Source organism: Planktothrix prolifica NIVA-CYA 540 (assembly GCF_963864145.1).
Classification (GTDB): domain Bacteria; phylum Cyanobacteriota; class Cyanobacteriia; order Cyanobacteriales; family Microcoleaceae; genus Planktothrix; species Planktothrix agardhii.
Genome location: NZ_CAWLTW010000001.1, coordinates 5,268,548 through 5,282,108 on the forward strand (window position 1 = coordinate 5,268,548; position 13,561 = coordinate 5,282,108).

The 13,561-nt window shown below is 38.4% G+C and carries 14 protein-coding genes; 8 read left to right on the plus strand and 6 right to left on the minus strand.

The genetic code is table 11. The annotated features are described in order from the left end of the window. Positions 1-250 precede the first annotated feature (250 nt). From AC559H_RS23515 to AC559H_RS23535, 5 genes are all read right to left on the minus strand, one after another. Positions 251-646: a Mini-ribonuclease 3 gene (locus AC559H_RS23515; protein ID WP_042155670.1), complete on the minus strand. Its 396-nt coding sequence runs from the start codon at positions 644-646 to the stop codon at positions 251-253. A 139-nt stretch (positions 647-785) separates the two neighbouring features. Continuing rightward, positions 786-1,142: an STAS domain-containing protein gene (locus tag AC559H_RS23520; protein WP_036833030.1), complete on the minus strand. Its 357-nt coding sequence runs from the start codon at positions 1,140-1,142 to the stop codon at positions 786-788. Positions 1,143-1,307: 165 nt separating this feature from the next. Further along, entirely contained in the window at positions 1,308-2,459 is a 1,152-nt protein-coding gene (gene carA, locus AC559H_RS23525) for a glutamine-hydrolyzing carbamoyl-phosphate synthase small subunit (RefSeq protein WP_026786082.1), read from the minus strand. Positions 2,460-2,625: 166 nt separating this feature from the next. Further along, positions 2,626-3,357 (minus strand): SIMPL domain-containing protein, encoded by a 732-nt coding sequence (locus AC559H_RS23530; RefSeq protein WP_026786083.1) that lies wholly within the window; start codon positions 3,355-3,357, stop codon positions 2,626-2,628. 287 nt (positions 3,358-3,644) lie between these two features. Further along, positions 3,645-4,469: a DNA/RNA non-specific endonuclease gene (locus AC559H_RS23535; protein WP_051319677.1), complete on the minus strand. Its 825-nt coding sequence runs from the start codon at positions 4,467-4,469 to the stop codon at positions 3,645-3,647. Positions 4,470-4,617: 148 nt separating this feature from the next. On the opposite strand from AC559H_RS23535, the gene AC559H_RS23540 reads away from it, so the two are divergent. From AC559H_RS23540 to AC559H_RS23550, 3 genes are read left to right on the plus strand one after another with little or no spacing between them, the layout of a single operon-like run. Then, on the plus strand, positions 4,618-5,298 hold the full coding sequence (locus tag AC559H_RS23540) for a J domain-containing protein (protein ID WP_026794746.1): 681 nt from the start codon (positions 4,618-4,620) through the stop codon (positions 5,296-5,298). A 53-nt stretch (positions 5,299-5,351) separates the two neighbouring features. After that, positions 5,352-5,945, plus strand: a complete 594-nt coding sequence (locus tag AC559H_RS23545) for a Uma2 family endonuclease (RefSeq protein WP_026794745.1) — start codon at positions 5,352-5,354, stop codon at positions 5,943-5,945. Positions 5,946-5,997: 52 nt separating this feature from the next. Then, positions 5,998-6,249 (plus strand): UPF0175 family protein, encoded by a 252-nt coding sequence (locus AC559H_RS23550; RefSeq protein WP_026794744.1) that lies wholly within the window; start codon positions 5,998-6,000, stop codon positions 6,247-6,249. Positions 6,250-6,407: 158 nt separating this feature from the next. Here AC559H_RS23550 and AC559H_RS23555 read toward each other — a convergent pair whose 3' ends face one another. Continuing rightward, the gene (locus tag AC559H_RS23555) at positions 6,408-6,836 is read right to left on the minus strand and encodes an FG-GAP repeat domain-containing protein (protein ID WP_026794743.1); all 429 of its coding nucleotides are present in this window, start codon (positions 6,834-6,836) and stop codon (positions 6,408-6,410) included. Positions 6,837-7,044: 208 nt separating this feature from the next. Here AC559H_RS23555 and AC559H_RS23560 point away from each other — a divergent pair, with 208 nt between their 5' ends. From AC559H_RS23560 to AC559H_RS23580, 5 genes are all read left to right on the plus strand, one after another. Further along, a complete protein-coding gene (locus AC559H_RS23560) occupies positions 7,045-8,412 on the plus strand; it encodes a helix-turn-helix domain-containing protein (RefSeq protein WP_026794742.1) in 1,368 nt (455 codons plus the stop codon). 96 nt (positions 8,413-8,508) lie between these two features. Further along, positions 8,509-9,381 (plus strand): 6-carboxytetrahydropterin synthase, encoded by an 873-nt coding sequence (locus AC559H_RS23565; protein ID WP_026794741.1) that lies wholly within the window; start codon positions 8,509-8,511, stop codon positions 9,379-9,381. A 92-nt stretch (positions 9,382-9,473) separates the two neighbouring features. Further along, positions 9,474-11,438: a tetratricopeptide repeat protein gene (locus AC559H_RS23570; protein ID WP_051319676.1), complete on the plus strand. Its 1,965-nt coding sequence runs from the start codon at positions 9,474-9,476 to the stop codon at positions 11,436-11,438. Positions 11,439-11,574: 136 nt separating this feature from the next. Further along, positions 11,575-12,276, plus strand: a complete 702-nt coding sequence (locus AC559H_RS23575) for a RibD family protein (protein WP_026794740.1) — start codon at positions 11,575-11,577, stop codon at positions 12,274-12,276. A 79-nt stretch (positions 12,277-12,355) separates the two neighbouring features. Then, positions 12,356-13,540 carry a GNAT family N-acetyltransferase gene (locus AC559H_RS23580; protein WP_026794739.1) on the plus strand — a complete coding sequence of 395 codons (1,185 nt, stop codon included), beginning with the start codon at positions 12,356-12,358 and terminating at the stop codon, positions 13,538-13,540. Positions 13,541-13,561: the final 21 nt, after the last annotated feature.

Here is a 13,561-nt window from a genome sequence, read left to right on the forward strand (position 1 = left end):
GTTTCATTAATTAACGTCAACGACAGCCTAAAATCCCTGTTCTTCTTTTATATCTGATCCCCTTAAATCCTCCCTTCGGCAAGCTCAGGGCATCGCATTAAAAAGGGTGACTTTGAAATCGGTTTCCTCCATTGTTAAGGGGAGTTAGGGGGGATCGTTTTCGAGTTTTAGGGGCGATCTGATCTAGGCTGTAATTAGGAATTTTTGACTTAAGTTGATAGGCATTCACGTATCATTGAGCAATCAACAATCAACAATCTTTAGAATCAAGCTCAAGATAATTAAACAATTCATCTAAACGTTGCGGATTCGTTAAATACAAATACCCGAATAATGCTTCTAAACTGGTGGCTTGCTGGTAAGTTTTGGGATCGAGTCTTTTGGGATAACCAAAAGCGGCATTTCGACCCCGCTTTAAAACTTCTAATTCAGTTTCGGTAAGGTGAGGTTCTAGCGATCGCAAGTGACGAGCTTGACTTTCGGCGCGAACTTGAGACACGACTAACTGATGATACAAATGCGATCGCTTTGGGGGCATCAGATAAAAACTACGAATGTAGAGTTCATAAACGGCATCTCCTAAATAGGCCCAAGACGCAGGAGAAATCCGTTGAACTTGTTCTGGTGATAGGCTTTGATCGAGCATTTGATCCAAAGGTAGAGACTAGGCAACAGATTAACTCGCTAGTCGTTAAAAGGTCGTCGTAAAGATTGTTCCACCATGATCCCATTGACTCAGTATCCTCACCTTATCGGGGGTGGCACTACCCAATTGACGTTCACACCTAGGGGTTTTTGATGTTTTCTATCGCATCTTCTACAGATGGCCGTAAAGAGAGAAACTTTTCCAAGCGAACCAATTTAACAGTTTGAGTTACACGAGGATTGGAAACAATCTGTAAAGTTCCGTCGCTCTGTTTAGCTTTTTTTACAAGCTGAACTAGCGCCCCTAATCCAGAACTGTCTACAAAATCTATCTGAGAGAGATCCAATATAATGTGCTTGGGGCCTTGTTCTATATAAATACTGACCAGCTTCCTAAAAGTGCCTTCTGAGAAAGCATCCATCAATCCAGTTAGCCGAAAGATCTGATAGTTGTCTTTGACATCCCGTGTACCCCGCAGGCTAACGGTTAAATTCAGTGGCTCAGAAATGATACCCTCCTAACTACATAAAGCTTGACATCGCCGATCTAGTATAAGGGCTTTTCAAGAAATTGTCTAGTCACTATCTCAACACTGACCTGAGTAAAGGTACAGTGTGAGCCTTCTTGCTGTTTAAGGTAAGTTAGGAGGGACAAAAGGATATTAGTTCTGTTCTTGCTGTTGCTGCATCGCTTGAACAAAGCGCTCAAACAGATAATCAGCATCATGTGGGCCAGGACTGGCTTCGGGGTGATATTGAACCGAAAATAGAGGTAAAGTTTTGTGTTTCAAGCCCGCCACGGTGCGATCATTCAGATTCAGGTGAGTAATTTGGACATCTGAAGCCAACGTATCTGGATCAATCGCAAACCCATGATTTTGACTGGTAATTTCCACTTGCTGCTGTGCCAGACCTGCGGGTTGATTTAAGCCGCGATGACCAAATTTGAGCTTAAAGGTTTCAGCCCCTAGGGATAAGCCTAAAATTTGATGGCCCATACAAATCCCAAATACGGGTTTTTCCGCCTTAACTAATTCTTTTGTGATGGCAATGCCTTCGGTAACGGCCGAGGGATCACCAGGGCCATTAGAGAGGAAAATTCCATCGGGATTATATTTAAGAATCTCCTCTGGGGAGGTATTAGCTGGAACCACAATCACCCGACAGCCATAACTAGCTAACCGTCGCAAAATATTGCGTTTCACCCCAAAGTCTAAGGCGACAACGGTATAGCGGGGTTCTTGATCTCCGGTGGCAGAATTACTAAACTCCCAAGCGGTTTCTGTGGGTTCCAACCATTCATAGGGTTGCTTGGTGGTGACTTCTTTAACTAGGTTCAACCCAGCCATACTAGGGGCTTGTTCAACTAAAGTTCTTAGTTCACCCGGATCTAAAATTTCCGTGGAAATTGCCCCATTCATCGCCCCAACGGTACGAATTTTGCGAGTTAGGGCGCGGGTATCAATGCCATAAATACCGGGGATATGGTGCTGTTTTAAATAGTCGGGTAGGGACTGAGTGGAACGCCAATTACTGGGACGGCTAGAAATATTACGGGCGATCGCCCCCCGAACATGGGGATGGGTTGATTCTTCATCTTCGGGGTTAACGCCAGTATTGCCTAACTCTGGATAGGTAAAGGTAACAATTTGTCCGCAATAGCTAGGGTCGGTCAATACTTCTTGATATCCGGTCATACCCGTATTAAAGACAACTTCTCCAATCACGGTTCCTGGAGCGCCGAATGACCAGCCAGTGTAGGCGGTTCCATCAGCAAGGACAAGTAAAGCTGGTTGTGCAGAGGTCAGGGACATTTTATTTAATCTACCTTGAATCTGGAATCACCTCAATATTATTCCAGACTAAGGCATGGATCTTGTCCCGTGTTGTCATTACATGACTTTAAGTAATGGGTAATGGGTAATGGGTAATGGGGAACAGAGGGGAATTGAACCTCTTTTTCAGGGGTGGGAGTGTCAACTAATAACTAATTTGCAAGGTGACGGAAGCCCTAACTTCCTGTTCTCCGCCGACAACGGGGGTGGCTGGGGCTGCGGCTACAGTATTTGTTCTGTACATGACAGCCATGGGAACAGGGGCACTGGCATTATTAACTTGAATTCCGATAATTTCTCGACGGGTTAAATTGAGGGCACTTAATACGGCGTTAGCTTGACTTTCTGCTTCTTGGGTGGCGAGTTTTAAAGCCTGTTGTTGGGCGGCGTTAATTTCGGGATCGGAGGCAACAAAACTAATTCCGTCAATGCGGGTTGCTCCGGCTTTCACGGCATCATCAAGCAGACTTCCGACTTTTTCGGTGTTTAATCTGAAACTGACGGTATTGGTGGCGGAATATCCGGTTAATCGTTGTTGATCATTAGCATAACTGTAGGTGGGGTTGAGACGAATTCCTGTGGTTTCGAGTTTCTCAACATTGCGCGATCGCAGTAATTCTATCACCGCAGCAGTCCGTTTAGCGGCTTCTGTTTGAACTTCCTCGGCGGTTTTCCCCAAAACTTCAACTCCTAATTGAACTTGGGTTTGGGTAGTTGGAATGGTAACTACCCCTTGACCACTGACCGTTAAGGTTCTGATCCGTTGTTCCTGGGCGAAAACTGGAGCAATGAAGGGAATACTCACTAATCCCAAACTTAAGGATAACGCGGTAATCAGGCTCCAGGGATTGATCGAAGAAGATTGATGTAAAGACATTGTAGACGTCCTTTGAGAGTGAGAAAGGGGTATAACTATCAGGATATTAACTACTATTTAGAAGTTATTTTTACCCTGGCTGTTCCTCAATTTCGGTATATTATCCTAGGATTCAGGATGATCTGCACCATAACTTAACGCTTTGGTAGTGCGAACGTCCCCCCTCGCTAGAATATTCCTCTCCCCATCTAGCGAGCGAGGACGCTCGCATTACAGGGGTTTTACAATTTCTAAATGCCAAATTTAGAAGGTTAACAGCTTACTGTTTAAATACTCAACAAATTAAACTAACGGTAATCAACTTTACCCTCTAGTTTATCTTGAATATTCTTAGGAATATTGGTTAAAAAATCTAGTCCTGTATTTTGTTCAATTTCATCGACGGAAACTCGATAATCTCGCCAATTCTTTTTTAAGGGATTAAAGTTAGGCATTCTCACCGCAATAATTTGGGTATTTTCCGTAATCTTTTGATTCGGTTTATCTAAAATAACGATGACTTTCCAATTCCATTTCGGAACAGTTACCTTACCTTTAGCAATAGTTTTTCGTTTACCTTCACCTCCAGCAATTATATACAATTCCTTGCCTTTTTGGAGCAAATCTCGACAGTATTGTTCTAAATCACTCCAAATCCCGCGATTTAATTCCGGGGCTTGGGGAATAATGTTTGTCATCAGAAAAGTTGTGCTATTTTGGTCAAGGTTATTAGTGCGATCGCCCGATGGAACTAAATGACCACGATCATAACCTGTACCCCGATAATCATTGGACTGAACTTGATACCAACCTGGGGGTAAAGTCTCATCCGGTCTAAAATTATTTTGACGTTTTACTATTCCTACCCAAGATGAATTAAGTTGCCAACTCACCCAATTTGCTGTTCCGGTTGTGCTATTATAAGATAGAACAAATTCCGGTTTTTCTATCAAAAAATTAGTAGGATTTTGCGGATCGGATTTCGCTTGACTTGGGTTTCCCAGTTTTAAATGAATATCCGATGCTGTTGGCGGTTTAAACAGAGTTTGACATCCGGTTAAAGTCAGGAAAACAGCAAACCCGATACCCAAATACCGTAAAATATTCGATCCTGATACTTTACTTAATTTCATATTGACCCTGAACCATAATTCATACTATTAATAATAATCTATAGCCCAGAAAAAAAATACTAGCCATTGTCAATCGCGATCGCGCTATAATCAATAGGGTCTGAAAACCATATTATAGAAATCCCCAATTAATCTTAGATCAATCGGTATGACTACGCTCAAAAACTACTACAGTACCTTACAAGTTAACCCCGCAGCGACGGCTACAGAAATTAAACAAGCCTATCGTCGATTAGCAAAAATATTCCATCCTGATAGCCAAAATCAATCATCTGATCATAACCAAATTATTCAGATTAATGCGGCTTACGAAATATTAAGTGATCCACAAAAACGTCAATCCCATGATCGGGAACTGGGTTTGGGTAAAAATCCCAATTTCGACTCCGTAAAACCCTTTGTTGCCAAAGCCAAAAAACAAGCAACGGAAGCCGATGCGGAATTAACAAGCTGGATTAATAAAGTTTATAAACCAATTAATCGTTCTATAAATCAAATTTTAAAACCCTTAAAATCCGAAGTCAACAAACTATCAGCCGATCCATTTGATGATCAATTAATGGAGGAGTTTCAAGCCTATATTGAAATTTGTAAAAACTGTTTAAATCAAGCTCAAAACCTATTTCGTTCTCGAAAAAATCCCTCACCCGTTGCTGGAGTTGCTGCCCATATTTATTATACCCTGAATCATTTAGAAGATGCACTAAATGAATTAGAAACCTTTACCCTGAATTATGATTATTCGTCTCTACATACGGGACAAGAAATGTTTAGAATGGCATCTGGTTGCCGTCGAGAAGCCCAGGAGGAAATGAAAAAGATTTCCTAAGAACTAAAAAAGTGTTATAATTGAAATTATATTTTGAGCCTATTGCAACGGTTATGGATACAATAATTTCTTTACCTAATCCCCTAGAATTGCAAATCGACTTAACCGATGAACAGTATTTTCAACTTTGTCAAAATAACCGATATTATAAATTTGAGCGATCAGCAACAGGAGAATTAATTATTATATCCCCAACAGGAGGTGAAACCGGAAATCGTAACTTTAAGTTAGCTGGAGAATTAGGAATCTGGAATAAACAAACAAAACTTGGATTAGCATTTGATTCTTCAACAGGTTTTAAACTCCCCAATGGTGCAGATCGGACGCCGGATTTGTCTTGGGTGAAATTAGAAAGATGGAATGGCTTAAACCCAGAACAAAAAAAGAAATTTTTGCCTCTTTGTCCAGATTTTGTGATTGAATTACGTTCAGAAACTGATACTCTCAAAACCCTAAGAAACAAAATGCAAGAGTATCTGGAAAATGGGACTCAACTCGGTTGGTTAATTGATCCTCAAAATCAGCGCGTCGAAATCTATCGTTTAGGAAAAGAAGTAGAAATTTTACAATTTCCAGTTAATATATCGGGAGAAGATGTGCTTCCGGGTTTTGTATTAGATTTACAAGAAATTTGGAATATCGGTTAAAATATAGAAATACTAAAATAGTTATATTTTAAACCAAACTTTAGGAACAACCATGAGTATGTTAGTTTCAGATGAAATCATAAAAGCCAGTGGCTTATCAGAACAGGAACTTTTATTGGAAATTGTGATGATGCTGTTCCAAAAAGACAAAATTAGCTTAGGAAAAGCGAGTGAATTGCTCGGAATACATCGAATGCAATTTCAGAAAATATTGGCTGATCGTGGTCTTTGTGTTCATTATGATGTAGCTGAATTTCAAGAAGATCTCAAAACATTGCAGGAAGTCGGTTCGTATTCATGGTAGGGGCGAGGCGCGCCTCGCCCCTACAGGATAATCGGATAATTGAAGTATTTTTATGCTTCAAGGCGATCGCAGTATTCCATTATATAAATAAACCCAATTTCTTTAATAAATCGGGTTTGTAGGGTTGATTTAATCCAACCGAATATTCCAATTAATCATTATCTATCAAGACGATATTCAGTCTTCGTGAAACCTGTCTGACCTGCTAATAGACAAGACTCATAAATGTTCGGTGCATTACCGACCCACCGACAAAAATCAGCCCTTCCATCTCCATTGACATCCCGCATTGATCTAGGCATATCATTATACCCCTTATCAATTCCTACTCCAGAATTAAACGTAAACTGATTATTGGGGTCAAAACCATCATTAGTTGCTAAATGACAAGATAAGAAAACTTTTGGTTGATTACCAACAAAACGGCAAAAATCAGGCTTTCCGTCCGCATTTACATCCACCATCCATTTAGGGAGATCGCTCCATCCTCTATCCGCACCCATTGGTGCTGCTAGAGATAATTTCATCACAAATATTGAGCTTATTCCTAATATAATCAGGAATATTTTTTGGCTTTTATTTTTCATATATTTACTACCTCAAAGACTATTATTTATAAGTCTTACTATTATATTATCCTATATAATTAGAGTCTGTCTATTCGTAAAAAGTATTATTTTGTAAGCTGTTTTGTTGGTGTTTTCAATGTTTATATTTGAAAAATGTTGGTAATTGTTTGTAATTGTTGTAAACTGTTGAGTATAATAGGAGTGATCATAATATTTACAATACTCTATGACTCTTGACGAAATGTTGAAACTGACTGATGATCTGGTATTTGCTAAAACAGGTCAGCACCTTAATGACTTACAGGAAAAAGTTGTACGGGGAACGATACAAGGAGAGACTTATGAAAAAATTGCAGAAGACTTTCATTGCAACGAGAGCTATGTTAGGGATATTGGGTCAAAGTTATGGCATATTTTTTCAGAATCTTTAGGAGAAGAAGTTAATAAATCGAATTTAAGATCAGTAATGCAGAGATTACAAGTTTCTCTATTTTCATCAAATTCCCTACAAGAATCTGTACAGATTAGGAACATTAATTTTTGTGAAAAAATAAGTCAACCGCCAGATATACCTAACTCAAATTCAGATTATCAACAACCCCCAACTGAAAATCACGAATTAAGTGAAATGCCAGAATTAGGTGTTTTTTACGATCGCACTTCTGAACTCGAAACCCTAAAAACCTGGATTTTACAAGAACATTGTCGCTTAATTACGATTACGGGTATCAGTGGAATTGGTAAAACTAAACTTGCAGTTAAACTTTTACAAAAAATTAAACCTGATTTTGAATATATTTTGTGGTATAATTTAGATAATTACTCTACTTTTCCTGAATTTCAAGCCGAATTATTTCAATTATTTGAGCAACGAACAGAACATGAATTAATTGCCAAAAATGGAAAGCGTTTAAAACTCATTAAATATTTACAAAACCATCGCTGTTTAATTGTTATTGATAATCTTCATCATCTTTTTTGTCCGGGTGAATTAGCTGGACAATATCAACTCCAACATCAAGAATTTTGCTCTTTATTTAAAAAAATACAAGAATTAACCCATCAAAGTTGCTTTCTGCTCATCGGTTGGGAACAACCCATAGAATTAGCTGAAATTAGAAGCTCAAATCCACGATTTAAAGCCCTAACCATTCGAGGATTAGAAACAACAGCAGTAGAACAGTTTTTTCCAGAACAAGAATTGGGAGAATATGAAAAATTAACCCCCATGATTCATCACTATCAAGGTAATCCATTATGGTTAAACATAATAGCAAATTTTATCCTAGAAATAGAAGATTTTGGGGATAAAATTATTGAAAATAATACTATTTTTTTACCCCAAAGTTTAAAGGATAATTTACAACAGCAATTTAATCGTTTATCTCCTCTGGAAAAAAAAGTAATTTTAGAATTAGTTCAGGATGAGCAACCCGTAAATTTAGCCCAACTTTTGCAAAGGAGACAAATTAATTCCTCAGATTTACTCAACGTTCTACAATCTCTATTCAGACGGTGTTGGCTAGAAAAGCAAGACCATTTTTATTGTTTACCTGCTGTTATCAGACAATACATCACAGACCGGAATGATTAACAGTGCGGGTTTTTATTAAATCAAAGTTGAAATTATCATCAAAAAAGATTAAAATAAGTTTATATAACTTAACAACATCCCTCTGGCTCAGATTTTATGGAATGCGTGATCACCCGTCGGGCGCAATTTTCCGCCAGTCATCGGTATTGGTTGCCCGAATTAAGCGCCACCGAGAACCTGAAGCGGTTTGGCCCCACATCTCGCGCCCCTGGACATGGACATAACTATGTTCTGTATGTGTCAATGGTCGGAGAACTCGATGAATATGGCATGGTCTTAAACCTGTCCGACGTCAAACATACCTTGAAACGGGAAGTCACCGACCATTTAGACTTTTCCTACTTGAATGATGTTTGGCCGGAATTTCAGCAAACCCTACCGACCACGGAAGCTCTGGCCCAGGCGATTTGGCATCGGTTGGCCCCCCATCTTCCCCTCACCAAAATTCAACTATTTGAACATCCCGAACTCTGGGCAGAATATCAAGGAAACAGTATGGAAGCTTATCTGACAATTAGTACACATTTTAGTGCCGCCCATCGGCTGGCTCATCCTGACCTCAGTTTTGAGGATAATTTTGAAATTTATGGCAAATGCGCCCGTCCTAACGGTCATGGTCATAATTACCATTTAGAAGTAACTGTTAAAGGGGAAGTTGATCCTCAGACGGGGATGATTGTAGATTTAGAAGGGTTACAAAGAGTGATTAATGATTATGTTGTGGAACCCTTTGATCATACGTTTTTAAATAAAGATATTCCCTACTTTTCTAAAGTTGTACCAACGGCGGAAAATATTGCGGTTCATATCCAAAATTTATTGCAAAAACCAATTCATAATTTAGGGGCGCAATTACATAAAATCAAACTGATTGAAAGCCCGAATAATTCCTGTGAAGTGTATTGTACAAATACGAAATCTGAGTCTACAGTCTCTCAAATCCAACACCCTGTTTTAGCTCAGGTTTAAAAATTGGAAATCGGGTTTCTGCTGCAAAATCCTGATCAAGCGGTGTCAATTCGTAAGATAGAACAGCACTCCCCCTAAACGAATTGACACTTATGCGGTTATCGACAGTTACCCTTTTAACCTTAGCAGCCCTTGTTGCTCAGGACTCCTGTGTTGAAGCGAGTTCTATTCCTGAACAATCTCCAAATCCTCTACCCAATGCTTCCGAGGCGGGTCGGTCGGCTGATGCGGTTGAGATGATTGCATTAGCTCCTAGTTTAGCAGTCAGTATGCCGGAAATGATCGGTAGTCCATCTTTTAGCGATGCGGAATATTCCTCAACAGAACTGGCATCATTATCAATGACTAATGTTCTGGATCAAACTTGGTTAGCGAAATTAGTTAAAATTGTTCAGGGGGAGCCACAAAGCAAAATTACAACCCCCATTTCCGTCGCCCAAATTAGCCCAGCTTCTGCATTAAATTATGAATTTAGTCAGACAATTACTTTATTAAATACCTTATTAATTGTCGCCACATTAATCCCCAGTGTAACAATTTTATTCTTTTGGTTAGTGCGTCGTTTGATAGTTAAAGAGATTGTGACTCAAGCGCAAAAGCAGTTGAACCGAATTGATAATTTAGAGGCACAATTAAAAGCCTCTAAACAGCGTTATCAACAGTTAATTAAAGAATTAGAGGTACAAATGGGAACCGCCCAGGAATCTCTTGATTTTTTAAGCCGAGAAGCTAAACTTTCTCAGTCTTCTATTGAACAAGTAGAAACCCTTAAATCTCAATTTGTATTCCGGTTACAAGCCATGATTTCTGAAGTACAAGAGATTAAAGAGCAGTCTTTAAAAGAATTAAAGGAACAAACCTTAGAAATTCCCAAAAATATCCCCGAATTACCCGATAAAAAATTAGTCTCTTTGAATGGGTTATCAAAATTTTCCGAGCCAGAAAAATTAGTAATTTCTCCGATATCCATGGCTGTTAAATCCCAGCCAGTTTCCGAGTTAATGATTGCTGATGATTACTTAAAAAAAGCAGAATCTTTAATTATAGAAGGTCAGTTAGACCCGGCTTTAAAATATTTAGAAAAGGCAATTGAAGCCAATGCTAATTTAGATCAAGCCTGGTATAAAAAAGCGGGCGTTTTAGTTAAATTACAACGGTATCAAGAGGCGTTATTAACTTATGATCAATGTCTGAGTTTACAACCGCAAAAATATGAAATTTGGTATAATCGAGGCAATATTTTAGTGCGGTTACAACGGTATGCAGAAGCAATTGAATCCTATAACCAAGCTATTAAAATTAAACCTAATGATTATGAATCTTGGCACAATCGTGGGGCATTATTGAGAAAATTCAAACGGTTTGATGAAGCATTAGAATCCTATAATAAAGCCTTAGAAATTGCTCCCGATAAATATGAAACTCTGCATAATAGAGGCAATGTTTTAGCAAAATTACAACGGTATGAAGAAGCGATCGCATCCTACGAACAAGCGATCAAACTTAATCCCAATAAATCAGAATTATGGTTAAATCAAGCCAATGCTTTATTAGCTTTACAACGCCATGAAGAAGCATTAAAATCCTTGGAAAAAGCATTGAGTTTAAATCCTAATAATTTTGAATTATTCAAAATTCAAGGAAATACTTTAGGGAAATTAAACCAAAATCAAGAGGCATTAAATTCCTATAAAAAAGCCATAGAAATTAAACCTGATAGTTATGAAACTTGTTTTGAATGTGGAGAAATTTTAGTTAAACTACAAAAATATTCAGAAGCGATCGCCCTTTATGAACAAGCGATTAATTTAAAACCCGATTCATCAGAAGCATGGCGATCTAAAGGGTTATGTTTAGAAAAATTAGAACAATATCCTGAAGCTTTAGCGTCCTATGATGCGGCTCTTTCCTGTCAGTCTGATGATGCGCAAACCTGGCGTTATAGAGGTTCTTTATTGTCTAAGTTAAAACAATATCCTGAAGCAATTTCTTCTTTAGGAAAAGCGATTTCTATTCAAAAAGAATTGAGAAATGCTAAAAATCATCTGGTTAGTTAATCAGCTAAACTGTTAAGGATTTTAAAACTTAATTTAACCACAAAGACACTGAGACACAAAGAATATCAAGAAGTTGTAAACACTTAAGCGGTGCTTACTGTGGGTGTATTATTGGTGCTTGTTGCGAATTTAATTTATGACTCCTCAACCCGGTGTTAACCGACCTCAAACTACGGTAATTTTAGCGATGAGTGCGGATGGTAAAATTTCTGATCAAATGCGATCGCCTGCTCGTTTTGGTTCAGAACAAGATAAACTACATTTAGAAAAACAAGTGGCACAAATGGACGGGGTTTTATTCGGTGCGGGAACATTAAACGCCTATCAAACCACTATCAAAATTACTGATCCTGAATTATTAAAATACCGAAAACAGCACGGAAAACCCCCTCAACCCATACAAATTGTGGTGTCTGCTTCAGGAAAGATTAATCCGAATTTACGTTTTTTTCAACAATCTGTTCCCCATTGGTTGCTAACCACAAATCAGGGTAAACAATTATGGAATAATACAGAAGGGTTTGAAAATATAATTATTGCTGATCATAATAATCATCAAATTAACTGGAGTATGGCTTTTGAACAATTCCAAAAATTAGGCTTAAATAAGTTAGGAATATTAGGAGGTGGTCAACTGGTTGCTTCCCTTTTAAAACAAAACCTGATTGATCAATTCTGGTTAACCATTTGTCCCTTAATTTTAAGTGGTAGAAATTCTCCCAGCCCCGCCGATGGAGAGGGCTTTTTATCCGCCGTCGCCCCGCGTTTGCAATTATTGGAGGTACAAACCATAGGACAAGAAGTATTTTTACATTATCAAGTATTAACTGGCGAATAATTATGTTATTTCCCATTTTTGTAAAAATTAGATTACCCTAAATATTGAAGAATGCGTCTATCATCATTTTTGAAATAATATGGTAAAACCCTTAACCTCCTCCTATTCGACCCGTTGGATTAATACGGTTGCTGAAGTCCCTCAAACAGCCTGGGATAACCTAGCCCAACCTTTAATTACGCCCTTTTTTGAGTGGGATTGGTTGCATAACATTGAATCATCGGGAAGTGCTACTGGACGCACGGGTTGGTTACCCCATCATTTAACCGTATGGCGGGATCAACAGTTAGTAGGAATTGCACCTTTATATCTTAAAGGGCATAGTCGCGGGGAATTTGTTTTTGATAATCAATGGGCGGATGTTGCCCATCAATTAGGCATTGAATATTATCCTAAGCTATTAGGAATGTCGCCTTTTACTCCAGCAGAAGGCTATAGATTTATGATTGCACCCGGAGAAGATGAAGAAGAAATTACGGGGTTAATGGTGCATTCAATTGATCAATTTTGTATTGAAAATAAAATTTCTGGCTGTAATTTTCTCTATGTTGATCCCGAATGGAAACCGATGTTAGAAAAGTTTGGGTTTGCTTCTTGGTTACATCATAGTTATATTTGGAAAAATCAAGAATATGAAACTTTTGATGATTATTTAAAAGGTTTTAATGCTAATCAGAGGCGGAATATTAAGCGGGAACGTAAAGCAGTTACTCAAGCGGGATTACAACTAAAAACTCACACGGGTGATCAAATTCCGAAAGCGTTTTTTTCGGAAATGTATCAATTTTATGCTAGTACCTGTGATAAGTTTGGTTGGTGGGGAAGTAAATATTTAACCCGCAGATTTTTTGAACAATTGCATCATAATTATCGGCATCGGGTGGTCTTTGTCGCGGCTTTTGATGATACTACCCAACATCAACCGATGGGAATGTCGTTTTGTTTAACTAAAGGCGATCGTTTATATGGTCGCTATTGGGGAAGTGTTCAAGATATTGATTGTTTACATTTTGATGCCTGTTATTATTCTCCGATTGAATGGGCAATTGAAAACAAAATTTCTCTGTTTGATCCGGGTGCGGGAGGTCGTCATAAAAAACGTCGTGGTTTTCCCGCCACACCAAATTATAGTTTGCATAGATTCTATGATCAACGTTTAGCTCAGATTTTAAAGTCTTATATAGGACGAATTAACGAAATGGAACAACAGGAAATTGATCATGTTAATCAGGATTTGCCTTTTAGTAATGATCAATCAGATTGATTCTAAATCCCCCTAATTATC